We start from the raw sequence: 24,040 nt of genomic DNA, 5'->3' as shown, positions 1-24,040 counted from the left end.
CCGGGGGGGGTGCGGTGTCCGGGGCCGCGTAACGGGCTCGCCGCACGCTGCGCGGGCCCGGGACGGGCCGTCCGGCCGAGGCCGGGGACGGCCGGTTCAGGCGACGACGGCGTAGGCGGCCAGGGAGAGGTAGATGCCGCCGATGGCGTAGCCGTAGCGGCGCGTCGAGCCGGACCGGCGGCCCAGCCGGCGGCGGACGGCGGCGCCGAGCAGGGCGTACCCCGCGTCCAGGGCGAGCGCGAGGGCGAAGAACACGGCGCCGAGCAGCGCCATCTGCGTCCGCGCGCCCGCCGTGCCGGCGCCGGCCGTGACGAACTGCGGGAGGAAGGCCAGGAAGAACAGGGCGACCTTCGGGTTGAGCACGTTGACCACCACGCCGTCACGGAACACCCGGCGCAGCGGGAGCGGGTCGGCCCCGCCGCCGAGGTCGAGCTCGGACGCCCGCAGCACGGCGCGCGCGGCCAGGTAGAGGAGGTATCCGGCACCGGCGAGCTTCAGCGCGGTGAACGCGACGGGCGAGGCGGCGATGAGCACGGAGACGCCGAGCACCGCGAGCGCGATGTGCACCAGCGTGCCGGTCTCGACGCCCAGGGCGGAGACCAGCCCGGCGCGGTGCCCCTGGGCGGCGCTGCGGGTCATGATGTAGATCCCGTTCGGCCCGGGGATCACGATCAGGGCGATGGACGCGGCGGTGAAGGCGAGAAGGGTGTTCATGGCCTGCTCTTCTCCTGGTGCGGCCGCCGGCTGCGGCGTTACGACCTACCCTGGCGCCATGAACGCGGGCGGACCCGGGCCAAACGGACCGCAGGTGGACCGTTTTCGCGATCCGGGCGCGCTGGCGGAGATCCTGGGGGACTGGACGAGCGGTCCGGGCCCGCTGTACGGCAAGCTCGCCCGCGCCCTCCGGCGGGCCGTCCTGGACGGGTCCGTCGACCCCGGTGAGCGGCTGCCCTCGGAACGGGCCCTGGCCGCCGCGCTGGTGGTCAGCCGGGCGACCGTGGTGACCGCCTACGACGAGCTGCGCGGGCTGGGGATTGTCGACAGCCGGCGCGGCAGCGGCACCCGGGTGGTCCGGCAGCCCGGCGCGTCCCGTCCGGGCGCCGACGGCCGCGTTCCCGGCGGGCGGGCGACCTCGATCTTCCAGCGGCTGATCGACGCGCCGGCGGAGGTGATCTCGCTGCGCCACGCGATGGAGGGGGCGGTGCCCGAGCTGGGCGAGGAGCTGGCGGCGCTGCTGGCCGAGGACCTGCCCGGGCTGATGGAGGACACCGGCTACCACCCGAGCGGGCTGCCGGCGCTGCGGGCCGCCGTCGCCGCCCGCTTCACCGCCGCCGGGCTGCGCACCGGCCCCGAGCAGGTGCTGGTCACGACCGGGGTGTCCCAGGCTCTGGCGCTGGCCGCGCAGATGTACCTGCGCCGGCGGTCGGTCGTCGTCGTGGAGTCGCCCGGCTGGCCCGGCTGCTTCGACGTGTTCCGGGCGGCGGGCGCGCGGCTGGTCGCGGTCCCGCTCGACGCGGACGGCATCCGCGTGGACGGGCTGGCGCGGGCGTGCGCGAAGCATCGGCCCGACCTGCTGTACGTGATGCCGACGGTCCACAACCCGACCGGCACGCTCATGTCGCGGGCGCGCCGGCGGCGGGTCGCGGAGATCGCCGCCGAGCACCGCGTGCCGGTCCTGGAGGACGGCGCCTACGGCGCCGGCGGCCCGGACGCGCCGCCGCCGATCGCCGCGTACGGGCCGCCGGAGGCCGAGATCCTGTCGGCGGACTCCCTCGCCAAGTCGGTGTGGGGCGGGCTGCGCACCGGATGGGTGCGCGCCCCCGCCGGGACCGTCGAGCGGCTCGCCCGGCACAAGGCGCTGGCCGACCTCGGCAGCCCGGTCCTCGACCAGGCGCTCGCCGCCCGCCTGCTGCCGCGGCTGCCGGAGATCGCCGCCGCCCGCGGCGCCGTCCTCCGGGAGCGGCTCGACCACCTGACGGCGCTGCTGGGCGAGCGGCTGCCCGAGTGGCGGTTCGACCCGCCGGCCGGCGGGTCGGCCCTCTGGATCGAGCTTCCCGGCCGCGACGCGCGCGCTTTCGCGCAGGTGGCGCTGCGGTACGGCGTCGAGGTCGTCCCGGGCGCGACCATGGACCCGTCCGGCGCCCACGACGGATATCTGCGGCTGCCCTACACCTTCCCCGCCGACGTGCTGACCGAGGTGACCGCCCGCCTCGCCGCCGCCTGGGGCGAGCTGACCGGCCGCCCCGGCTGAGTGGGCGCGGCCGCTCGCGCGCCGGCGTTCAGAGGGTGATGGCGATCTTGCCCCGGGCACGGCCGCGTTCCAGGTAGCGCAGCGCCTCGGGGATCTCGGTGAACGGGTAGGTCCGGTCGATGACGGGCACGACCTGCCCCTTCTCCATCAGGCCGGCCAGGAATTCCAGGTCGGCCGAGTTGGGCTTCCAGCGGACGGCCCCGATGCGCCGGCCGACGAACGGGGAGACCAGGCTCCCGCGGAGGAGCTGGGCCGCGGGGCCGAGCAGGCTGCGGCGGGGGGAGGCGATGCCGCCCACGAGCACGAGCCTCCCGCGTGGGGTCAGCGGCCGGCGCAGCCGCAGCGGCGATCGGTCGCCGACGATGTCCATGACCAGGTCGTAGCGCCCTTCCCGGTCGGTGAAGTCCTCGCGGGTGTAGTCCACGACGTCGTCGGCGCCCAGGGAACGGACCAGCTCGGTGTTGCGGGTGCTGCACACGCCGGTGACCTCGGCCCCGTACGCCTTGGCGAGCTGGACGGCGAACGTGCCGATGCCGCCGGAGGCCCCGTTCACCAGGACGCGCCGCCCGGCCTCGATCCCGCCCACGTCCCGCAGCCCTTGGAGCGCGGTGTGCGCGGCCATCGGCACCGCGGCCGCCTGCTCGAACGTGAGGCCGGCGGGCTTGACGGCCAGCCTGGACCGCGGGACGGCCACGGCCTCGGCGAACGAGCCCAGCCGTACCTCGCCGAAGACCTCGTCGCCGGGACGCAGGTCGGTCACCCCGGCTCCGACCCGTTCCACGACGCCGGCGAGGTCGGCGCCCGGGATCAGGCCGGGCTTCGGCCGCCGCAGGCCGATGCTGAGCCGTACCAGCTTCGGGTCGGCGCCCACGTGGCGCCAGTCGTAGGGGTTGACCGACACGGCGCGCGTGCGGACGAGCACCTCGTCCGCGGCGATCCCGGGCTCGCCGACGTCCTTGAGCTCCAGCACGTCGGGCGGTCCGTAGCGGTTCCAGGTCCATGCCTTCATGGCGTCCTCCTGCCGACCTCTGTCGTACGTCGTAAGGCTGTCATACGTCGTAAGGTTATCGTACGGCGTAAGGGAGTCAAGGGATGCAACGGAAGCGACTCGCGCAATGACGAAACGTGACGAAAGGGCGGAAGGGGTCAGGTGCCGGCGGCGCGGCGGCGTTCCAGCCCTTCGAGGATCAGGTCGAGCGCGAACTCGAACTCGAACTGGTCGTCGCAGAAGCCCAGGGTGCCGTCCGGATCGTCGTGGACGGCGTCCGCCAGCATCCCGACGAGGTGCGGGTACCGGTCGGCCATCTGCTCCATCATCGCGGCGGCCTCGGCGTTCGCGCTCCGGGCGCCGTCGGGCTGGAACAGCTCCTGCGTGAACCCGAGCGCGCGGCTGCCCAGCGCGTGCAGCGCCCGGTGGGCCAGCTCGAACGAGAACCCGCCGGCCCGCAGCAGCGCCACGATCTGGTCGATGTAGGCGATGAAGACCGGGCTCGTGCTCGTACGGCTCTCCAGCAACCGCGGAGCCCAGCGGTGGCCGAGGAGCACCTCGCGGGCGGCGAGGATCCGCGCGCGCAGCGCCGCCCGCCAGTCCTCCTCCGGGGACGGGGCGTCCACCCCGCCCACCGCCGCCATGATCTCCCCGAGGACCACCTCGACGAGCCCGTCGAAGACGGCCTCCTTGTTGGCGACGTGGTGGTACAGCGACATCGCCTCGACCCCGACCTCCTGCGCGAGCCGGCGCATGGTGAGCGCGTCCAGCCCCTCGCGGTCGGCCAGCCCCACGGCCGCGCGCAGCACCCGCCGCCGGCTCAGCGGAACGCGGGGCCGCTCGGCCAGCTCGTCGTCGTCGGTCCGTGGGATCATGGATGTCCTCCGGGCGAACTCTACCCGTACACGGTAAGCGCGCCGTGGACGATCGTGCCGGCGGAAATGACCGTGCGGACGCGCAGGTCGTGCGTCATGACGACGAGGTCGGCGTCCTTGCCGGCCTCGATGCTCCCGGTGTACCGCCCCAGCCCGAGCACGCGCGCCGGCGTGGTGGCCGCCGCGACGGCGGCCTCGGTGATCGGGATCCCGACGCAGCGCACGGCATGGCGCACGGCGCGGTCCATCGTGAGGGTGCTGCCCGCGTTGGTGACGCCGTCGAGCAGCGTGACCTTGCCGTCGCGGGCGAGTACGGGCAGCGGCCCCAGCTGGAACCGCCCGTCGCTCACCCCGGCGGCCGGGGTGGCGTCGGTGACGAGGGCGATGCGGTCGGCGCCCGCGGCGGCGAACGCCAGGCGCGTGGTCGCGCTGTGCAGATGGACGCCGTCGTTGATGAGCTCGCAGGTGACGCCGTCGTGGGTGAGCGCGGCGCCGGCCGGGCCCGGTTCGCGGTGGTGGAACGCGCGCATCGCGTTGAACAGGTGGGTGGCCATGCCGGCGCCCGCCTCGAAGGCCCGGTGCGCCTCGTCGTAGCCGGCGTCGGTGTGCCCCACCGCCGCGACCGCGCCGGCGGCGACGACCTCGCGGACGAGGTCCATCCCGCCGTCCAGTTCGGGGGCGAGGGTGACGGTGCGGACGGCGCCGTCGCCGGCGGCGAGCAGGTGCCGCAGCGCGCCGACGTCCGGGGCGAGGACGTAGTCGTTGTGATGGGCGCCGCGGTGGTCCGGGTTGAGGAACGGCCCTTCGAGGTGGATCCCGGCGATCGACCGGTGCAGCGGGTCGGGCGACCGCATGAGCGCGGCCACCGTACGGGCCGCGGCCGCCATCTCCTCGACCGGCGAGGTGACGAGGCTGGCCAGCGTCCGCGTGGTTCCATGGCGGCGGTGGAACGCGATCGCCCGCAGGATCTCCGCCGGATCGTCCGTGGTGACCTGGGCGCCGTCGCCGCCGTGCATGTGCAGATCGACGAACCCCGGCAGCACGTGGTCCGATCCGAGATCATGAATCTCGCCGCCGGCCCGCCGCGGCGGGTCTCCGGTTCCGACGGCCGCGATCCGGTGGCCGTCCAGAGCGATCCAGCCGGGGTCGAGGACCCGGCGGGGCGTCACTACGCGGGCATTGGCGAGGATCATGGTGGTCCCCTTACCGGGTGCTGTTCGGCTGCTGGGGCAGACATTATCTTCTCTGAGAGAAAAAAGTCGAGGGCGAGGCGGGACTCTTGGTCACGAGCGGTGCGCGAGGCGGCGGCGATGACGGCGGGCCGGCGGCCGGGCGCGTCCTGACGCTGCTGCACCGGTCCGGCCCGCTGACCCGCGCGGCGATCACGGCCGAACTCGGGCTGGCCGCCAGCGCGGTGGGCAACGCCCTGAGCGACCTGGCGGCGCTGGACCTGGTCCGCGTCGGCGAACCCGTGCGCGGCCCGTCCGGCACGCGGGGCAGGCCGTCTCCCGTCGTCGAGGTGGACCCCGGCGGGCCCGTGGCCGTCGCCGTCCAGCTGAGCCCGGACCGGCTGACGGTCGGCCTCGCCGGCCTCGACCGCCGGATCGGCCACGTGCGCGAACTCGCTTTGAGCGAGGCCGACACGGCGCCCGGCGCCCTGATCCCGGTCCTGGCCGGCGCGCTCTCCGACGCCGCGCTCCAGACCGATCGCCGATGCGTCGGGGCATGCATCGCGATGCCCGGCTTCATCAGGGAAACCGACGGCCTCGTCCGGTCCTCCCTGCATCTGGGCTGGGACGAGGTGCCGCTGGCACGGCGGCTGGCCGGCGCGATGCCCGGCGGCCTCCCCGTCGCCGTGGGACGAGCCAGCACGCTGGCCGCATTGGCCGAGTTCCGTTACGGGGCCGGCCGCGGCGCCACGAGCATGCTGGCCCTGAACTCCGAGCGCGTCGGCGTCGGCGGCGCGTTCATCGAGGCGGGCGTACCGCTCACCGGCGCGGGCTACGCCCTGGAGGCCGGCCACATCATCGTCGAGCCCGGGGGGCTGCGATGCCCGTGCGGCGCGCGCGGCTGCCTGGAGATGCACGCCGACGCGCGCGCCCTGGCACGCGCCGCGGGCCGCCGCAGCGACCCCGGCGGCGCCGCCGCCGGGCTTCTCGCCGGGGCCGCGGCCGGCGACCGCGCCGCGCGGGAGGCGGTCCGCGCCACCGCGGGCCACCTGGTCACGGGCCTGACCAGCCTCGTCAACACGCTCGCTCCGGAACGCGTGGTGCTCCTGGGCTTCATGGCCGGCCTGTATCGCGCCGCCGAGGACTTCGTGCGCGATGGGCTGATGGCGTCATCGGTCGTCGCCCGTACCGGCCCGCTTGACATCGTCACGGGCGATCTCCGGGACGCCGTCCTCCTCGGCGCGGCCGAGCGAGCCTTCGCGCCCCTGCTCCGGGACCCGCGCACGGCTCTGCCCACCGAGAAGTGACGGCGGGAGCCGGCCGGGCCGATCGCGGTACTACGCGGGGACCTTCCACAGGCGGATGGTGCCGTCCCGGCCGCCGGTGGCGAGGGTGCGGCCGTCCGGGCTGAAGCGCACGCTGAGGACGGCACCGCCGTGCCCGGTGAGCGCCGGGCCGAGCTGCCGGCGGCGGGCCACGTCCCACACCCGTACGGTCCCCTCCGAGCCGGCGGCCGCGAGGATGCGGCCGCCCCGGCCGAACACCGCCGCGTGGCAGCGGCCGTCGCACCGGAACGGCGCGCCCGCCTGCCGGCTGCCGGCCACGTCCCACAGGCGCGCGGCCGCACCGCCCGCAGTCGCCAGCGTCGCGCCGTCCGGGCTGAACGCCACGTCCTCGATCGAGGAATCGTGCCCGGACAGGTTCCCGCTGAGCCTCTTGCGGTCGTACACCTCCCACAGCTGCGCCACCCCGCGGAGGCCGCCGGTGCCGGGATCCTCCTCCGTGCCGGCCGTGCCGATGGCCAGCGTGCGGCTGTCCGGGGCGAACGCCAGGGCCTGCACGTTGCCGGCGCCGGTCTCCAGCAGCGGGCCCACCTTCCCGTCGTCCAGGTCCCACAGCCGTACGGAGTCGTCGGTGTTGCCGGTGGCCAGGACGCGGCCGTCCGGGCTCAGCGCCAGGGACGTCAGGGGCCCGAGGTCGATGTCGAGGTCGCCCGGCTCTCCCTTGCCCGACACCGGGAAGAGGCGGAGGTGGCCGTCGTCGCCCGCGGTGTACAGGGTGGTGCCGCCGCGGCTGACCGCCAGCGCGTTGACGCCGTCGGGGTGGGTGAGGGGCGAGCGGAGCCGCCTGCCGTCCGCGACGCTCCAGAGCCGTACCGTGGCGTCGTCGCTCGCGCTGGCCAGCGTCCGGCCGTCCGGGGTGAACGCCAGGTCGCGCACGGGCGCGGTGTGCCCGCGCAGCGAACGGCTCGGTGGCGGGGCCGCGGACCGGGACGCCCCCGGGCCGGTCCGGGCGGCCGATCCCGACCACGGCGCGAGCACCAGGGCCGCCGCCACCGCCGCGCACACCGCCAGCGCGCCGCCCGCCGCCAGCGCGCGGTTGCGGGGGGAGGCGAACGGGCGGGTGCGCGGCCCGTAGGCGAGCGTCACCGCGGGTTCCGGGCCCGGACCGGTCGCCCGCCCGATCCCCGCCCGCCGCTCGTCGATCATCCGCTGCACCGCGGGCGGCCACGGCTGCGCGGCCGGCGCGACCGCGCCGACCATCGCCGCCAGCCGGGCGGGGTCCGGCCGCCCGGCCGGGTCCTTGGCCAGGCAGGCCGCGACGGCCGGGCGCAGCCGGTCCGGCACGGCGGACAGGTCGGGCTCGGCGTGCACGACGTTGTACAGCGCCTGCGCCGGTCCGGGCCCGTCGAAGGGGCCGCGGCCGGTGCAGGCGTACACCAGCACCGACCCCAGCGAGAAGACGTCGCCGGCCGCGGTCGCCGCCCCCTCCTCGGCCTGCTCCGGCGACATGTACCCGGGCGTCCCGGCCAGGCCGCCGGGCCGCCCGTCCCCGCCGCCCCCGGCCGCCCGCGCCACCCCGAAGTCGATCACCTTCGGTGCGTCGGCGGCCAGCAGCACGTTGGACGGCTTGAGGTCGCGGTGCACCAGCCCCGACCGGTGGATCTCCGCGAGCGCGGCCGCGAGCCCGGCCGCCAGCCGCAGCACCGCCGGCTCCGGCAGCGGCCCGGCCGCCCGGACCGCGTCCCGCAGCGACGGCCCGGGCACGTACACCGACGCCAGCCACGGGGTCGGCGCGTCGGCGTCCGCGTCGAGCACGGCGGCCGTGTACGCGCCGGACACCCTGCGGGTGGCCGCCACCTCGGCGCGGAACCGCTCCCGGAAGCCGGGGGCGCCGGTCAGCCGGACGTGCATGAGCTTCACCGCGACCGGCCGCCCGTCGGGCGAGGACCCCAGCAGCACCCGGCCCATCCCGCCGCGGCCGAGCTCGGCGATCATCCGGTAGTGCCCGACCCGCTCCGGATCGGACGCGGCGAGCGGCCGCATGGTCACCTCGTCCTCCCGGTGGTTCAGGCGCGGGTACGGCCGGCGACGTCGTACAGCGACACCTTCTCGTCACCGCCGACGGCGAGGACCTTCCCGTCCGGGCTGAACGCCACGGCGGCGGACCTCCCCACGCTGAACGGCCTCCCGACCTCCTTGCGCGCGGCCACGTCCCAGAGCCGCGCGGTCTGGTCGTTGCCCACCGTGGCGAGGAGCCGGCCGTCCCGGCTGAAGGCGATGCCCTGCGGCGCGTGGTCGCTCGCGTGCACCAGCTCGCCCAGCGGGGCCCTGCGCTGGAGGTCCCACAGCCGCACGGTCATGTCGCCGCTCCCGGTCGCGAACGTCCGGCCGTCCGGGCTCATCGCCGCCTTGGTGATCTGGACGGTGTGCCCGCGCAGCGGCTCCCCGGCCTCCTTGCGCGTCTCCACATCCCACAGCCGCACCCGATCGTTGCCGGTGACGGCCAGCAGCCGGCCGTCCCCGCTGAACGCGAGGAACGACATGACGTTCGCCCCCTCGAAGGTGAGCCCGCCCACCTCCTCGCGGGACCCGGTGTCCCACACCTTCAGGTGGGAGCCGACGGCCGCCACCCGGCTCCCGTCGGGGCTGAAGGCCGCGTCGGTCGCCGGGGCCGGATCGTCGGTGAAGTCGAACATGGGGATGCCGAGGGTCGCGCCGACCTGGCGGCGGGTCCGCACGTCCCACACCTTGATGCCGCCGTCCATGCTGACGGTGACCAGCAGCCGCCCGGCCCGGTCGAACCTGGCCCGGTACGCCTTGCTGGAAGCGATCTTGAGTGGCTGTCCGGACTGCCGCCGGGCCTTCGCGTCCCACAGCCGTACGGTGCCGTCCTCCCCGGCGGTGACCAGCAGGTCTCCCGCACCGTTGAACTCCACGTGATGCACGGGACCGGCGTGGCCTTCCAGGACCGCCAGCGGCTCGGCGCCGCCACCGCCCCCACCGCCTCCGCCGGACGCGCTCTTCTTGCCGGGCGCGGGCTCGTCGCCCCCGCTGAGCGCCCAGGCCGCGGCGCCGCCGAGCGCGGCCAGGCCGAGTGCGCCGCCGCCCGCCATCAGCAGGAACCGCCTCCGGCCCGGCGCCGGCGCGACCGCCGTGGGCGCGAGCGCGGGCGCCGGAACGGACGGGACGGGCGGCGCCGGGGCCTGGAGCAGCCGGACGACCTCCGCGTCCTGCCGCGCGATCATGTCGTGCACAGGGTCCGGCCAGGGCCGGGCGGACGGCGGCACCTCGCCGATCGTCCGCAGCAGCTCGGCGGGCTCCGGCCGCGCGGCCGGCTCCTTGGCCAGGCACGCCGGGACGATCTCGCGGATCCGGTCCGGCAGGTCGCCCAGCACGGGCTCGCCGTGGATCACGTTCTGCAGGGTCTGCGGCGTGGTCCGCGCCTGGAACGGGCCGCGTCCGGTGCAGGCGTACACCAGCGTCGAGCCCAGCGCGAAGACGTCGCTGGCGGTGGTGAGGTCCTGCCCCAGGGCCTGCTCCGGGGACATGAAGCCGGGCGTGCCGACCAGGGCGCCGGTATGGGTGAGCTGGGTGCCGTCCTCGCCCTCGGCGGCCCGGGCGATCCCGAAGTCGATCACTCGCGGGCCGTCCTCGGTGAGCAGCACGTTGGACGGCTTCAGGTCGCGGTGCACCAGCCCGGCGCGGTGCACCTCGGTCAGCGCGGCGGCGAGCCCGGCGGCCAGCCGCAGCGCCGGCCCCGCCGCCAGCGGTCCGGTCGCGGCGACGACGCCGTGCAGCGACGGCCCGGGCACGTACACCGACGCCAGCCAGGGCTCCGCCGCCTCGGGATCGGCGTCGATCACCGCGGCCGTATAGGCCCCGGCGACCTGGCGGGAGGCGCGGACCTCGCGGCGGAACCGGCCGCGGAACCGCTCGTCGTTCACGAACCGCTCGTCGACCAGCTTGACCGCGGCCAGCCGCCCGTCCGGCCCGCTGCCCAGCAGCACCCGTCCCATGCCCCCGCGACCGAGGCGGGCGAGTATCCGGTAATGCCCGATCTGGCGGGGATCGGACGCCTCCAGTGGCTCCACGGCACACCTCCCTCTCTCAAATAGACACTACCGTCTGATTGATCACCCGGACGGCCTAACGCCCTTACTCCAAGTGGCGCCCTTCCTGTCCCGGTACGGGCTGCTCTGAGACGGCGCGTTCAGCGGAAGTGCCGCGCGGCGGGGTGTTCTCCGGCACGATGGGCGGCCGGAGGTGCGGATGGCCGAACGGGGAAGCCCGCCCAACATCAACGCGCGGCGGCTCGGGCTGTACCTGCGCCGCGTCCGCGAGATCGTGGAACTGTCCTACGAGCAGGCGGCCGCGCGCACCGGCTGCGACCCCGACTGGCTGGCCCGGGTGGAGACGGGGTTCGCCCGGCCGGCCGTCGCCGAGGTGGAGCGGCTGCTGGAGCGCTACGAGGTCCGCGGCGCGAACGTCGCCGACCTGATGCTGGACCTGGCGACGCGGCCCGCCGGACCGGAATGGCTGGCGTCCCTGACCGGCGTCAAGCCCCTCAAGCGGGACGCGCTCATCTCCGAGGCCGAGGCATGCGTCGTCCATTCCTACGGCATCCTGCAGATACCGCCGCTCGCCCAGGCCGAGCCCTACACCCGGCTCCTCGACGCGCACCGCCTGCCGCTGCACAACCCCGAGGCCGAGCTGGAGATCGTCCGGGAGCGGCAGCGTTTCCGCGCCGGCGGGCGGCCCCGCTTCCTCGACCTGGTCGACCTCTTCCGCGGGCTGCCGACCGCCAAGGCCAGTTTCGCCACCAAGTACGTCAACCGGGACCTGCTGGACTGGGACCCCCAGGGCCGGACCCGGATCCGCTTCAGCCTGATGCCCGAGGCCGACTCCAAGCTGCTCGACATCCGCACCTCGCCGGTGCCGGAACGGATCGCGGCGATCAACGACTTCGTCGAGGCCGGGTACGAGGTGCACGTCAACCTCAGCCCGGTCGTGGTCCGCGACGGCTGGCTGGAGGACTGGGCGGAGCTGTTCGACCGCCTCGGCGACGCCCTCTCTCCCGCCGCCCGCGAGCAGCTCGCGGCCGAGGTCATCTTCCTCACCCACAACGACCGGCTGCACGAGATCAACCTCGGCTGGCACCCGAAGGCCGAGGAGGTGCTGTGGCGGCCGGACCTCCAGCAGGCGAAGCGGTCCCAGACCGGCGGCCGCAACGTGCGCTACCGCAACGGCCACAAGGGCCGCTACGTCGCCGCGTTCACCGGCCTGATGGCCGAGCGCCTGCCCTTCTGCCGGATCAGGTACGCCTTCTAGGCGTCAGGTGTCGAAGCGCCTGCGGGCGCTCTCGATGTGACCGAAGTACTGGTGCGTCCAGCCGCAGATCAGGTCGACCGTGGCGCGCAGGGCCTGGCCCGGCCGGGTGAGGGTGTACTCGACCCGCGGCGGAACGGTCGGGTACACCTTCCGCTCGACCAGCCCGTTGCGCTCCAGCATGCGCAGGTTCTGGGTCAGCATCTTGTGGCTGATGCCCTCGACCTCGTTCCTCAGCTCGCTGAAGCGCAGGGTCCGCTCACCGAGCGCCTCGATGATCAGCAGGGCCCATTTGTTCGCGACATCGGAGAAGATCTCCCGCGCCAGGGAGTCCGCGCGCCGCAGGTCCGCATCGTCGGACGAGCCCGTGAACTGCTTGGTCACCATCAGGTTCCCCCGTCACCAAAAAGTGCGTTCTTCCACGTCAGCGCTCACTCTTCTATGGTTCCCGAGTAACCGCAAGAGAGTACGAAGAGGAGACGTCATGGCCGTTCAGCTCATCAACCCTGACAGGCACGTCCAAGTCCCGCTCTACCACCACGTCGCGGTGGCGACGGGGAGCAGGCAGGTCCACATCGCCGGGCAGGTCGCCTGGGACGAGAACGGCGAGCTCGTGGCACCGGGCGATCTCGCCGGACAGGTGGCCCAGGTCTACCGCAACCTCGCCAAGGCGCTCGACGCCGCGGGAGCGACGTTCCACGACGTCGTCCGGTTCACCTGGTACGCCGCGGGCTGGAAGAGGGAGATGTACGACGCCTTCAACGCCGGCGTCGAACAGGCGGCCCGCGAGTTCGACATCGCCACCCCGCCGGCCGCGCTGATCGGGGTCGACGTCCTCTTCGAGCCCGGCATCCTCATCGAGGCCGAAGTCACCGCGGTCCTCGACTGAGAACGTCCGCGGCCGGCCGCGTCCCGCTCGCCCGGCCCCGCCCGCCGCGATGATCGACCCGAAGCCGGTGTCTCGCGATTCGGCGGTGCGGCGGTCTCTGGGAGTTCGCTGTGAAAAGGGGCGGTGTGGCGCGGGGGGAGCGGGGGCGTACCGCCGGGTGGTCGGGCAGGGCGGGGCCGGGCTCACATGGTTCTCCCAGGAGTGCTCAGGAACCGGCCATCTCGCCCGGCCAGGATCGCGCCCATGACTGGGATAGAGATACGGGGGCTGACCAAGCGCTACGGGGCCGACACCGTGGTGGACGACGTGTCGTTCACCGTCGAGCCCGGGCAGGTGACCGGGTTCCTCGGGCCGAACGGCGCCGGCAAGTCGACGACGATGAGGATGATCATCGGTCTGGCCGCGCCCACCCGGGGTTCGGTCACCATCGGCGGGCGCCGCTACCGCGACCTGCCCGTGCCGCTGACCGAGGTGGGGGCGCTGCTGGACGCGGGAGCCGTCCACGGTGGCCGGAGGGCGTACGACCACCTGCTGGCGCTGGCCGCCGGCAACGGCCTGCCGCGCCGCCGCGTGGACGAGGTGCTGGTCCGTACCGGGATCGAGGGCGTGGCCCGGAAGCGGGCCAGGGGCTTCTCGCTCGGCATGCGGCAGCGGCTCGGCATCGCGGCGGCGCTGCTCGGCGACCCGCGCGTGCTGATCTTCGACGAGCCGGTGAACGGGCTCGACCCGGAGGGGATCCGCTGGATCCGGGACTTCATGCGCTCGCTCGCCCGCGAGGGAAGGGCGGTGCTGGTGTCGAGCCACCTCATGAGCGAGATGGCGCAGACCGCCGACCACCTGGTCGTCATCGGCCGCGGCCGGCTCATCGCCGACACCGGCATGAGCGCGTTCCTGCGGGCCAACGGGGAGGGCACCGTGCTCGTCCGCACGCCGGATCCGGCTCCGTTCGCGCACCGGCTGACCGCGGCCGGCGCCACCGTGCGGGACGGGCTGGAGGGCTCGCTGGTCGTCTCCGGCATGACCGGCGAGGAGATCGGCAGGCTCGCCGCCTACCACGGCGTCGCGCTCAGCGAGCTCACCCCGCAGCGGCCCTCGCTGGAGGACGCCTTCATGGAACTGACCAAGGACAGCGTCGAGTACCAGGGAGCATCGGCATGAGCCCGCCCGCGACGACGGCCGCCGGCGCCCCCGCCACCGGGCGCAAGGTGGGCTTCACCCACTCCCTGAGCGCGGAGTGGATCAAGCTTCGCAGCCTCCGCTCCACCTGGTGCACGCTGGCCGTCCTCATGCTGGTCGGGCTCGGCATCACGTTCCTCGCCATGAGCTCGGCGGGCGAGGAGTACGCGGAGCTGACGGCCGCGGAACGGCGGTCGTGGGATCCGGTCGAGCTCAGCCTGAGGTCGTTCATCGTCGCGCAGCTGGTCATCGGCGTGCTGGGCATCCTCGTCGTGACCTCCGAGTTCGCGACCGGCCTGATGCGGACGTCGCTGTCCGCCACGCCCCGCAGGCACCGGCTGCTGGCCGCGAAGACGTCGGTGGCCGCCGCGCTGGCCGTGGTGGCGGGCCAGGTGCTGATGTTCGGCTCGTTCTTCCTCGGCCAGGCCCTTCTCGCCGCGCAGGACGTGCCGTACGCGGAGCTCGGCGATCCGGGCGTGCCGTCCGCGGTGGCGGGCGGCGGGCTCTATCTCGCGGCGGTCGCGCTGCTCGCGGTCGGCCTCGGAACGCTGCTGCGCGCCACGGCGGGAGCGCTCGCGACCCTGGTCGGGATCGTGCTGCTGGTGCCGGCCCTCGCGGAGCTCTTCCCCTCCTGGCTCCAGGGCCTCTTCGACTTCTGGCCGTCTTTGGGCGGGGCCGCGGTGTTCGCCACCGTCCCGGATCCCGAGTACCCGCACCCCTGGCTGAACCTGTTCGGGATGTGCCTGGGGGTGGCCGCCGTGCTGGCCGCCGCGTTCGCCGCCTTCCGGCGCCGCGACGTGTGATGATCCACCGGGGGAACAGGGTCGGCGTCCATATCCTGGCGGCATGGAAGGATCCGGTCCGGTGACGATGCCCAGGGGCGGTGACGAGCGGCTGCTGGTGGTGGACGACGAGGCCACCGTCCGGGAGCTGCTCTCCGCGACGCTGCGTTTCGCGGGTTTCCAGGTGGACTCCGCGGCGTCCGCCGCCGAGGCGGTCGCCGCGGCCACCGAGGAGCCCCCGGATCTGGTGCTGCTCGACGTCATGCTGCCGGACATGGACGGCTTCGAGGTGGTCCGGCGGCTGCGCGAGCTGCGCCCGCCGGGCCGGGGCGGGCCGGTCCCCGTCCTGTTCCTCACCGCACGCGACCGGCAGGCCGACAAGGTCACCGGGCTGTCCCTGGGCGCCGACGACTACGTGACCAAGCCGTTCGACCTGGAGGAACTGATCGCGAGGATCCGCGCGATCCTCCGCCGCACCACCGGTCACCAGGTGGACGTGCTGCGGGCGGGCGAGCTGGCGCTCGACGTCGAGGGGCACCAGGTGACGCGGGCGGGACGGCCCGTCCGCGTCTCGCCCACCGAGCTGCGGCTGCTGCGCTACCTGATGGAGAACGCCGGGCGCGTGGTGTCCAAGGCGCAGATCCTCGACCGGGTCTGGAACTACGACTTCGGCGGCGACGCCAGCATCGTCGACACCTACATCTCGTACCTGCGGCGCAAGGTCGACACCGGAGAACCCAAGCTCATCCACACCGTTCACGGCGTGGGCTACGTGCTCCGCGAGCCCCGGGGGTGAGGGACGTGCTCAGCCGGTTCTCGCTGCGGGCCAGGCTGCTGCTGCTCACCGCGTGCCTGCTGCTGGCCGGGCTGACCCTCGTCAGCACGGTCGTCTCCGACCACCTGGAGCGCTACCAGCTCGGCCGGATCGACGGCCAGCTGCGCTCGCTCGCGGCGATCATCTCCCGCATGCCGCCCGCCGGCCCGTCCCAGTCCGGCGTGCCGCGCGACCGTACCGACCTTCTCGACTCCGCGCTCGACCTGGTCGGCGCCCCCTACCTGGTGTACCTGGACCCGAACGGATCGGTGGCGTGGAGCGCCCGCTCCACCAGGCTGGACGCCGCCGCCCTGCCGTCACCCGGCGAACTGCGCGCGCTCCCCACCGGCGGAACGGCCGTGAACGTGCCATCCGCCGACGGCTCGGGGCGCTGGCGCGCCCTCGCCCGTCCCACCACCGGATGGGACGGGACGGTGATCGCCGCCGCGCCGCTCGCCGAGGCCGACGCCACCATCGCCAGGCTCCGCGCCAGCAGCCTGATCAGCGGCGCGGCGCTGCTCGTCCTGCTGACGGCGGCCGGCTGGTTCGCCCTCGGCCGGGGCCTGCGCCCGCTGCGCCGGATCGAGCACACGGCCGCCGCGATCGCCGGCGGCGACCTCACCCGGCGGGTGCCCGGAATCGCCCCGCCGGGCACCGAGATCGGGCACCTCGCGGCGTCCCTCAACACCATGCTCGGCCAGCTCGAACAGGCGTTCGCCGACCGGGCCGCGTCGGAGGCCCGGACGCGCGCCTTCGTCTCGGACGTCAGCCACGAGCTGCGCACCCCGCTCTTCGTCATCAAGGGCTCGACCGACCTCTACCGGATGGGCGGGCTGCCCGGCCGCGCCGACGTCGACGCGGCGATGCGCCGCATCGACCGCGAGGCCACCAGGCTCACCGCCCTCACCGAGGACCTGCTGCTCCTGGCCAGGCTGGACGAGGCACCGGAAGGGCAGCTCGACCGTGCCCCGATGGACCTGCGCACCCTGGCCAACGACGCCCGGCACGACCTCCGCGCCCTGGACCCGTCCCGTCCGGTCGAGCTCACCGGGCCGGGCGGCACCGGGGCGCCGGGCGCGGCCCCCGTCCACGCCGACGAGTCCCGGCTGCGGCAGGTCGTCACCAACCTCGTCGGCAACGCCGCCGCCCACACCCCGCCGGGCACGCCCGTCCGTATCGGCGTCGGCACGGCGAACGGCCGCGCCGTGCTGGAGATCGCCGACGAGGGCCCGGGAATGACGTCCGAGCAGGCGGCGCGGGTGTTCGACCGCTTCTACCGGGCCGACCGCTCCCGAACCCACGCGGACGGCGCCAACGCCGGACTCGGCCTCCCCATCGCCCGCTCCCTGGCCAGGGCCCATGGCGGTGACGTCGAACTGGAGAACACCTTGGGCGAAGGTGCCCGCTTCCGCCTGACACTGCCGCTCCTGGACGCTGAGCAGCCCTAGCCCGCGCCTCGCTCCGTCACGGTGATCGCCCGCGGTCGAACCGGGGTGCGCCGGTCACGCGGTCGACGAGCAGCGGATCGGCGCCCGCGAGCATGGCGGCGGGGTCGCCGGTGCTGAGGTAGGCGCGGGTGTCGTAGCCGAAGCTCCAGCAGTCCGGCCGCTCACGGGTTCGGCCGTCGTCGATGACGACGCCGTCCACCGTCCGGCGCCAGGTCTGGTCGAGCAGCCGTTCGGCGACGAGGCGCGCCTGGTCGAGACGGAGGTTGCGCTCGGGGCGTGCGAGCGCCCATCGGCGGAGCGCGGCGCGGACCACCTCGACGGTACGCAGGCCGCTGTCGTCCACCAGCCACCACGACTGGGAGCGCACGTACTCCGACATCCGCGCATCGGTGACGGCCGGGCCGTCGAGCAGCGCGTCGGCTTCGCGGACGGCGGTGCGCACCGCGAGGACGCCCAGCCAGTCCGCGCCCGCGTGCACGAGTTCGTCCAGCTCACCGCGGCCGCGGGTGAACTCCCTCAGCAGCCTGCTCAGGTTCGGCGCCCGCCGTGTGAACGGATGGGGCGGGGACGGATGCCGCACCGCGTGGTCCAGGCGGTCGGCGACCTCCCGCAGCGTCCGGCGTCCGCTGCCGCCGATGAAACGGTGGGCATGGGCCCGCACGAAGGCCGTCAGTTCGCCGTCGCCCACCTCGCGATCGGCGAGCAGCCCCTGCATCTCCTCGATCATGCGGCACGCGATGTCGGGACCTTCGACTCCGTCCACGTAGCCACGGATCTCGCCGTCAAGCGTCCCGCCGCCCAGGAGGACGGTGTCCATGAAGTGCGCGATGCGGGGATGGCGGTGAGCGAGCGGGTGCGTCCATTCGTTCTCCACCCAGAACGGCGGCGGCCCGTCGGTGAACGCCCTGGCCACGGTCCGGGCCTGGCGGGGAGTGAGTCTCCCTTCAGGAGCCACGGACCTGAGACCCCACCGGTCACCGCAGACCAGAGCCCCGCCGCGATCGTGATACCAGGACGGTCCTTCCTCGTCGGCGAGCAGCCGCGCGGCCAGCCCAGCAGGTTCGGGGACGCCGACGCGTCCGAGCGCCTCGGCGACCGTGTCCGCCGCGGTGCCGGGCAGGGCGGCGTCCCCCATGCACGGCAGGAACAGCAGCAGCCGCCGTTCCCACTCGCTGATCCATCGGCCGTCCGGAGGCGGATGCCCGGCGACCCAGCACAGTTCCGGCCAGCTCAGCCCCGGCCAGCCGGGATGGCCGTCCAGCCAGGTCACCGTGAAGCTCTCCCGCCAGGCGGGATGCGAGAGCACGAAGTCGGTCCCGAAGTCGGGGTCGCCGTTGCGGTAGATCACCCGGAAGATGACACGGCCGGGCAGCTCGACGCGGAACACCGGCCACCGTCCGGTGTCCGCCAGCCGCTCGTCCAGCGCACGGACGTCCTCGGCCCTGACGCCGAACGCCGCCGGCTCGGCCTCGTCCACCTGGTACGTCCGGCTCAGGTGAACGGCCCAGAACCCGGGCTCATCCAGCAGCCCGGTGCCGTTGTAATAGGCCATCCCCATCTCCGGTCAGCGCCACCGCCCAATGGTGACCCGCCGGCGCAAGCACCGCCAGACATGTGCACAGAAAAGCGGAGCACGCGATGAGCCACGCGGCGACCGTGGCCGCCCGCAGGCCCGGCCGGGCATGGACGGTGGCGCGTGGGTGGTGGGGGTTCAGGGGAGCATTGTCAGGCGGTCGCGGTCGGTGTTCTCGTCGAACTCGGTGCGGTGCCGCGTGTGGCCGGCGTGCAGGGTGGACGCCTGGGCGAACGTGTGGTGGGAGACCAGTTCGGCGAGGCCGGGGTCGTACTCGGCCAGGATCTCCCGGAACCGCTGCTCGGCGAGCCCGCCCAGCGAGTCGTAGATGCGCACGCACAGGCGCCGGGCCTCGTCGCGGGGCCAGTTCGGCGGCAGCAGTTCGGCGGGCAGGTCGGGGTCGAGGTTGGGGAACGCGCGCCAGTTCGTCATGACCGCGGTGCGCAGCCGCAGCGCCTCGGCGGGGGAGATGCCGGGGCGGGTGACGCGTTCGGCGTCCTCGCGGTAGGTGGTGATGAAGTGGTCGTACCGGTCGCGGAGGGAGGTGATGTCGAACGCGCGGTTCAGGACGTCGTCCAGGCCGTCCTCTGTGATCTCGCGGGCGTGGAAGGCGGTGACCCCGGAGACCTCCAGCCTGCGGACGAGGGCGTTCTTCACCGACTCCCTGGAGGTGCTCGACCCGGTCCCGCACGAGGCGCTCACCTCGGTCGGCGCCACCCGGCCGCAGGCGTTCGCCGGCGGGATCTGGCCGCAGTTCGTGCCGTCGTTCACCGGCAACGGCCTCTTCGTCGCCGACCTGGCCCTGCGCGAGTCGATCGTGCTGGGAATCGTCGGCGCGGGCGGCATCGGCTACCTGATGCAGGAGTCCATCGCCACCCTCCGCTACGACGTCACCAGCGCCATCGTCATCGCGATCGCCGTCGTCGTCTGCGGCATCGAGGCCCTCGCCCGCCTCGCCCGCCGCCACCTGCTCTGACCACCGATGAACGGGGACGCATGACCACGGAACGCCCGTCCGACTGGGATCCGCGCGCGCCGGAGACCTTCGACAGCTCCCACGCCGTGTACGCCGACCTGCGGCGGCGCTGCCCGGTGCCCTGGAACGACGCCTACGGCGGCTTCTGGGCCGCGACCCGCTACGACGACGTCGTACGGATCGCCCGCGACAGCGAGACGTTCAGCACCGCCGTGCAGAACGTCGTCCCGCACGTGCCGCGCGCCAAGCGCCGGCCGCCGCTGCACTACGACCCGCCCGAGCACGGGATCTACCGCGCCCCGCTGGACCGGGTGATGAGCCGGGCGGCGGTGCGCCGCCTGGAGCCGGCCTTCGCCCAGGCGGCCGAGGAACTGCTCCAGCCGCTGCTGGCGCGCGGCGGCGGCGATTACTCCAAGGAGTTCGCCCTGCCGTTCGCCGCGCAGTGCTTCGCCCTGTTCCTCGGCCTGCCGCTGGCCCGGACGCTGGACATCCGCCGGATCGGCGTGGAGTACAGCTTCGCCATCCAGGACATGGACAAGGCGCGGATCATGGCCGCCAGCGACGAGCTGTACGGCATCGCCCGCGCCCTCGTCGACGAGCGCCGCCGCGACCCGCGCGACCCGGACACCGACATGGTCACCGGCCTCCTGCACGCCGACCCCGCCATCCCCGACGACCTGGTGGTCGGAACCGTGCGGCAGACCATCGTGGCGGGCATCGGCGCCCCGCACGCCGTGCTCGGCAGCGCCGCCGTCCACCTGGCACGCGATCCGGATCTCCAGCGACAGCTGCGGGACCGGCCCGACCTGATGGCGGGCGCCATCGAGGAACTGCTGCGGCTGTACGCCCCGTACCGGGTGTTCGCCCGTACCGCGACCCGCGACGTGGAGCTCGGCGGCCGGACCATCCGGGCGGGAGAGCCGGTCACGATGCTGTTCCCCTCGGCCAACCGCGACGAGGACGTCTTCACCGCACCCGACCGGCTCGACCTGAACCGGCACCCGAACCGCCACCTGGCCTTCGGCCGCGGCGCCCACCGCTGCCCCGGCACCGCCCTGGCCCGCATGGAGATGGCCGCCGCGCTGCGGGCGCTGCTCGACGGCGGGACCGGGATCGCTCTGGACGGACCAGTGGAAATGTTCAACTGGCTCGAATTCGGCCCCAAGTCAGTCCCCATCCGCCTCGCCCCGCATTGACACATCGCCCGGCCTCACCCAGGCGGCCTCAGCGGGGCGCGCCTTCGCGCACCTCCAGCAGCGGCCGGCCCTCCGCGTACCTCCGGAGGTAACGGGCGGTCGGGGTGCCGGCCGCCGCGACGGCGTCCGGGGTGCCTTCCGCGACGATCGTCCCGCCGGCCGGGCCGGCGCCCGGACCCAGGTCGATCACCCAGTCGGCGGACGCGGCGACGGGGATGTCGTGTTCGGCCACGACCACGGTGTTGCCGGAGTCGAGCAGCGTGTCGAGCGCGTCCACCACGCGCTGGACGTCCGACGGGTGCAGGCCCGAGACGGGCTCGTCCAGGACGACGAGGCCGGCCTTGCGGCTCGTCGCGCCGCGCTGGATCGCGGCCGCCAGCTTCAGCCGCTGCGCCTCGCCGCCGGACAGCTCCGTGGCGCTCTGGCCGAGCTGGAGGTAGCCGAGCCCGACCCGGTTCAGGGCCTCCAGGATCTCCGCCAGCTGCGGGGGCTCGGGGAAGCGCTCCGCTGCGTCGGCGACGGTCAGCTCCAGCACCTGGTCGATGGCCAGCCCCCGGTAGGTGATGTCCAGGGCCTCGGGCTTGTAGCGGCGGCCTTCGCACGCGTCGCAGACCACCCACACGTCCGGCAGGAAGTGCATGTCGACCAGCTTGCGGCCGTAGCCGGTGCACGTAGCGCAGCGGCCGCCGTCCGGGGTGTTGAAGCTGAACCAGGAGGCGGTCAGCCCGCGCCCGCGCGCCGCGCCGGTCTCGGCGAACAGCCTGCGGACGATGTCGAACGCCTTGCTGTAGGTGGCCGGGTTGGAGCGCGGCGTCCGGCCGAGCGGCTCCTGATCGACGATGGCGACCCAGCCGAACGTCCCGAGCCCGGTCATCTCGCGGACCGTGCCGGTCGCCGTCCGGGACAGGGCCGCCTGCGCGGCCGTCCCGAGCGCGCCGAGCAGGCTGCTCTTGCCGCTGCCGCTCACCCCGGTCAGGCAGGTGAGCCGCCCGGCCGGGAACCGCACCACGTCCGCGGTCACGTTGTGCGCGCGGAGGCCGTGCAGCTCCACCCAGCCGGCGTCGCCGACCGGGCGGCGGACGCGGCGCAGGCGGGGTCCCGCGCCCGCCAGGTAGCGACCGGTCAGCGACCTGGGGTGCGCGATCGCGTCGGCAGGAGGCCCCGACACCAGGACCTCGCCCCCGAGGCGGCCCGCACCGGGGCCCAGGTCGATCACCCAGTCGGCCCGGGCGATCAGCTCGGGATCGTGCTCGACCAGCAGCACCGTGTTGCCCGCCGCGCGCAGCTCCAGGGCGATGTCGAGCAGCTGCGCCTTGTCCGCCGGGTGCAGCCCGGTTCCGGGCTCGTCCAGGACGAAGACGATGCCGCTCAACTCGGTGCTGAGCTGCGCGGCGAGCCGGGTGCGCTGCAGCTCACCGCCCGACAGCGTCGCCGCGCTCCGGGACAACAGCAAGTGGGCCAGGCCGAGCCGTTCCAGGATGCCGAGCCTGCGGCCCAGGTCCTCCAGCAGCGGCCCGCCCACCTCCCGGTGCCGCGCGTCCAGGCCGTCCGCCACACGGCCGGCCCAGCCGCGCACCTGCCGGACGTCCACCTCCAGGAGGTCGGGGTAGGCCAGCCCGCCGAGCCGCACGGACCGGGCCGCCTGACCGTACCCGCTTCCGCCGCAGGTGCCGCAGGGGCGCTTGCGCATGTACCGCAGGTAGCGCTGCTTGGCACCGGCCGTCTGGGCGTTGACGAACACCCGCTCCACCTCGGCGAGCGCGCCCCGCATCGGCTGGCTGGAGGTGTAGGTCATGCGCGCCGTCTCGTTCCTGTTCGGGATCTCGACGGTCGCCTCGATCGACTCCTCACCCGTGCCGTAAAGCACGCAGCGGCGGAACTCCTCGGGCAGCGACCGCCACGGCAGGCTCAGGTCCACGCCCCGCTTCGCGGCGAGCGCCGGGACGAACGCGTGCTCGCCCGACCGCCACTTGGCGAACCACGGCGAGGCCCCCTCGAACAGCGGCAGCTCCGGACGGGTGATGATCAGCTCTTCCCGCGCTTCCCAGCGCCCGCCGACCCCGTGGCAGTCCGCGCAGCCGCCTTCGGGGGTGTCGCGGTCGAAGTGGGTGGTCGCGAGGTGCCCGTACCCGCCCTCCCGGCCGGGATCCGCGTCGATCGCCGGAAGGCGCGAGTACAGCAGTCCGAGGTGCCCGTCGATGCCGGTGATCGTCGCGACCGTGGAGCGGGGATTGCGGTTCAGGCGGCGCTGGTCGACCGCCAGCGTCGCGCCGAGCCCGAGGACGCGGTCGACCTTGGGCCGGTTGCGCTGGGTGATGTACTGCCGGACGAACGGTGACAGCCCCTCCAGGTACCGCAGCTGCGCCTCGCTGTGCAGGGTGTCGACGGCCAGCGAGGTCTTGCCGCTGCCGCTCACCCCCGTGAACGCCACGAGCCGTCCCTTGGGGATGCTCACCGACACGTCCCGCAGATTGTTGGTGCGAGCCCCCACCACCTCGATGGTCTCGCACCCCATGCCCGGGACGTCCCGTACGAACGCCGTCAACCTTCGTGCCCTTTCTCGCGGGACGGGGTGGTGAGCTTGGTGACGTCGGGGGCGAAGACGGTCATCCAGTGCGGGCGCAGCCGGTAGTAGACCACCTCGTTGTCCCAGTCGAAGAGGTCGTCGCCGTAGAAGTCCTTGAGGTAGGCGAGCACTTCCGGCCAGTCCGCCGCCGGGTCGCCGCCCGGCGGGTTGAGGATCTCCACCGTGCCGTGCGTGAACACGCCCAGGTCCTCACCGCGCATGTGCGCGGCGCTGACGGCGGGACGGGCGGCCAGATGGCGGGCCTTGGCGGCGTCGGGCGCCGTCCCGAAGTGCCACCTGCCGTGCAGGAAGTGCCCGTCCACGCCACTGATCCGCGGTTCGCCCTTCGCCGTCACGGTGGACAGGGCCAGCGTGCACATGCCGGTGAGGAGCCCGGTGAGCCGCTCCGCGGTCAGCGTGCTTCCGGCGTTGATGATCGAGCGGAGGTGGGAGGTGGAGCCGGTGAGGGAGGCGTCCAGGAGTGCCTGCAGTTCTTCGAGTTCTTCTGGTGTTTCGCGCATCGCGCTCCTTGTCCGTTCAACGGGGGCCGGTCGCCCCCGACGAACCCATGATCATTCCGAAACCTGCCATCCCCCGTCAGGTTTTATCGGGCTCCGGTCGCCGCCACCCAGGGCCCGGTACGAGCCGATTCCGGCCGCGGTCCCGAGGCGCGGTTCGTACGATCAGGTCGGGATCGCCGGTGAACTCGGTCGGTCTCGGCCGCATCTC

The 24,040-nt window shown here is 74.1% G+C and carries 21 protein-coding genes; 10 read left to right on the top strand and 11 right to left on the bottom strand.

Annotation, left to right across the window (positions count from 1 at the left end):
- Positions 1-96 precede the first annotated feature (96 nt).
- A complete protein-coding gene (locus ACA361_RS13905) occupies positions 97-714 on the bottom strand; it encodes a LysE family translocator (RefSeq protein ID WP_375012336.1) in 618 nt (205 codons plus the stop codon).
- A gap of 94 nt (positions 715-808) precedes the next feature.
- Between ACA361_RS13905 and ACA361_RS13900 the strand changes: the two genes are divergently transcribed.
- Positions 809-2,251 carry a PLP-dependent aminotransferase family protein gene (locus ACA361_RS13900; RefSeq protein ID WP_375012335.1) on the top strand — a complete coding sequence of 481 codons (1,443 nt, stop codon included), beginning with the start codon at positions 809-811 and terminating at the stop codon, positions 2,249-2,251.
- A gap of 28 nt (positions 2,252-2,279) precedes the next feature.
- Here ACA361_RS13900 and ACA361_RS13895 read toward each other — a convergent pair whose 3' ends face one another.
- The 3 genes from ACA361_RS13895 to nagA all read right to left on the bottom strand — a co-directional run bounded on the left by ACA361_RS13895 (position 2,280) and on the right by nagA (position 5,307).
- Positions 2,280-3,260: an NAD(P)-dependent alcohol dehydrogenase gene (locus tag ACA361_RS13895; protein ID WP_375012334.1), complete on the bottom strand. Its 981-nt coding sequence runs from the start codon at positions 3,258-3,260 to the stop codon at positions 2,280-2,282.
- 137 nt (positions 3,261-3,397) lie between these two features.
- The gene (locus ACA361_RS13890; RefSeq protein ID WP_375012333.1) at positions 3,398-4,114 is read right to left on the bottom strand and encodes a TetR/AcrR family transcriptional regulator; all 717 of its coding nucleotides are present in this window, start codon (positions 4,112-4,114) and stop codon (positions 3,398-3,400) included.
- 20 nt (positions 4,115-4,134) lie between these two features.
- Positions 4,135-5,307, bottom strand: a complete 1,173-nt coding sequence (gene nagA / locus ACA361_RS13885) for an N-acetylglucosamine-6-phosphate deacetylase (RefSeq protein WP_375012332.1) — start codon at positions 5,305-5,307, stop codon at positions 4,135-4,137.
- A gap of 86 nt (positions 5,308-5,393) precedes the next feature.
- On the opposite strand from nagA, the gene ACA361_RS13880 reads away from it, so the two are divergent.
- Positions 5,394-6,590 carry an ROK family protein gene (locus tag ACA361_RS13880; protein WP_375012331.1) on the top strand — a complete coding sequence of 399 codons (1,197 nt, stop codon included), beginning with the start codon at positions 5,394-5,396 and terminating at the stop codon, positions 6,588-6,590.
- A 30-nt stretch (positions 6,591-6,620) separates the two neighbouring features.
- On the opposite strand, the gene ACA361_RS13875 is transcribed toward ACA361_RS13880, so the two are convergent.
- A complete protein-coding gene (locus ACA361_RS13875; protein ID WP_375012494.1) occupies positions 6,621-8,609 on the bottom strand; it encodes a WD40 repeat domain-containing serine/threonine protein kinase in 1,989 nt (662 codons plus the stop codon).
- A 23-nt stretch (positions 8,610-8,632) separates the two neighbouring features.
- Complete coding sequence (locus ACA361_RS13870; protein WP_375012330.1) at positions 8,633-10,657, bottom strand: WD40 repeat domain-containing serine/threonine protein kinase; 2,025 nt, start codon at positions 10,655-10,657, stop codon at positions 8,633-8,635.
- A 178-nt stretch (positions 10,658-10,835) separates the two neighbouring features.
- Here ACA361_RS13870 and ACA361_RS13865 point away from each other — a divergent pair, with 178 nt between their 5' ends.
- Complete coding sequence (locus tag ACA361_RS13865; RefSeq protein ID WP_375012329.1) at positions 10,836-11,894, top strand: spore photoproduct lyase family protein; 1,059 nt, start codon at positions 10,836-10,838, stop codon at positions 11,892-11,894.
- 3 nt (positions 11,895-11,897) lie between these two features.
- On the opposite strand, the gene ACA361_RS13860 is transcribed toward ACA361_RS13865, so the two are convergent.
- Complete coding sequence (locus ACA361_RS13860; RefSeq protein WP_375012328.1) at positions 11,898-12,278, bottom strand: winged helix-turn-helix transcriptional regulator; 381 nt, start codon at positions 12,276-12,278, stop codon at positions 11,898-11,900.
- A gap of 97 nt (positions 12,279-12,375) precedes the next feature.
- Between ACA361_RS13860 and ACA361_RS13855 the strand changes: the two genes are divergently transcribed.
- The 5 genes from ACA361_RS13855 (at position 12,376) to ACA361_RS13835 (ending at position 17,000) form a co-directional block, all read left to right on the top strand.
- Entirely contained in the window at positions 12,376-12,780 is a 405-nt protein-coding gene (locus ACA361_RS13855; protein ID WP_375012327.1) for a RidA family protein, read from the top strand.
- Between the two features lie 243 nt (positions 12,781-13,023).
- A complete protein-coding gene (locus ACA361_RS13850) occupies positions 13,024-13,938 on the top strand; it encodes an ABC transporter ATP-binding protein (RefSeq protein WP_375012326.1) in 915 nt (304 codons plus the stop codon).
- On the top strand, positions 13,935-14,759 hold the full coding sequence (locus tag ACA361_RS13845) for a hypothetical protein (RefSeq protein WP_375012325.1): 825 nt from the start codon (positions 13,935-13,937) through the stop codon (positions 14,757-14,759). Before ACA361_RS13850 ends, ACA361_RS13845 begins: the two co-directional genes overlap by 4 nt.
- Positions 14,760-14,826: 67 nt before the next feature.
- Entirely contained in the window at positions 14,827-15,534 is a 708-nt protein-coding gene (locus tag ACA361_RS13840) for a response regulator transcription factor (RefSeq protein WP_375012493.1), read from the top strand.
- 5 nt (positions 15,535-15,539) lie between these two features.
- Positions 15,540-17,000 carry a sensor histidine kinase gene (locus ACA361_RS13835; RefSeq protein WP_375012324.1) on the top strand — a complete coding sequence of 487 codons (1,461 nt, stop codon included), beginning with the start codon at positions 15,540-15,542 and terminating at the stop codon, positions 16,998-17,000.
- Between the two features lie 16 nt (positions 17,001-17,016).
- Here the strand turns inward: ACA361_RS13835 and ACA361_RS13830 are convergent, their stop codons facing one another.
- Both ACA361_RS13830 and ACA361_RS13825 read right to left on the bottom strand, forming a co-directional pair.
- Positions 17,017-18,552, bottom strand: a complete 1,536-nt coding sequence (locus tag ACA361_RS13830) for a YrhB domain-containing protein (RefSeq protein WP_375012323.1) — start codon at positions 18,550-18,552, stop codon at positions 17,017-17,019.
- A gap of 159 nt (positions 18,553-18,711) precedes the next feature.
- Complete coding sequence (locus ACA361_RS13825) at positions 18,712-19,230, bottom strand: PaaX family transcriptional regulator C-terminal domain-containing protein (protein ID WP_375012322.1); 519 nt, start codon at positions 19,228-19,230, stop codon at positions 18,712-18,714.
- On the opposite strand from ACA361_RS13825, the gene ACA361_RS13820 reads away from it, so the two are divergent.
- Together ACA361_RS13820 and ACA361_RS13815 are read left to right on the top strand one after the other, a co-directional pair.
- On the top strand, positions 19,187-19,549 hold the full coding sequence (locus tag ACA361_RS13820) for a PhnE/PtxC family ABC transporter permease (RefSeq protein WP_375012321.1): 363 nt from the start codon (positions 19,187-19,189) through the stop codon (positions 19,547-19,549). The genes ACA361_RS13825 and ACA361_RS13820 overlap by 44 nt on opposite strands.
- A 20-nt stretch (positions 19,550-19,569) precedes the next feature.
- Entirely contained in the window at positions 19,570-20,745 is a 1,176-nt protein-coding gene (locus tag ACA361_RS13815) for a cytochrome P450 (RefSeq protein ID WP_375012320.1), read from the top strand.
- Between the two features lie 28 nt (positions 20,746-20,773).
- On the opposite strand, the gene ACA361_RS13810 is transcribed toward ACA361_RS13815, so the two are convergent.
- Together ACA361_RS13810 and ACA361_RS13805 are read right to left on the bottom strand one after the other, a co-directional pair.
- Positions 20,774-23,290 carry an excinuclease ABC subunit UvrA gene (locus tag ACA361_RS13810; RefSeq protein WP_375012319.1) on the bottom strand — a complete coding sequence of 839 codons (2,517 nt, stop codon included), beginning with the start codon at positions 23,288-23,290 and terminating at the stop codon, positions 20,774-20,776.
- Complete coding sequence (locus tag ACA361_RS13805) at positions 23,287-23,832, bottom strand: pyridoxamine 5'-phosphate oxidase family protein (RefSeq protein WP_375012318.1); 546 nt, start codon at positions 23,830-23,832, stop codon at positions 23,287-23,289. Before ACA361_RS13805 ends, ACA361_RS13810 begins: the two co-directional genes overlap by 4 nt.
- Positions 23,833-24,040: the final 208 nt, after the last annotated feature.

Origin of the sequence: Actinomadura sp. 21ATH (assembly GCF_041951345.1) — a bacterium.
In the GTDB taxonomy this organism is placed as follows: domain Bacteria; phylum Actinomycetota; class Actinomycetes; order Streptosporangiales; family Streptosporangiaceae; genus Spirillospora.
The sequence above is the reverse complement of the archived record's forward strand: the minus strand, read 5'-3'. Positions and strand labels throughout refer to the sequence as shown.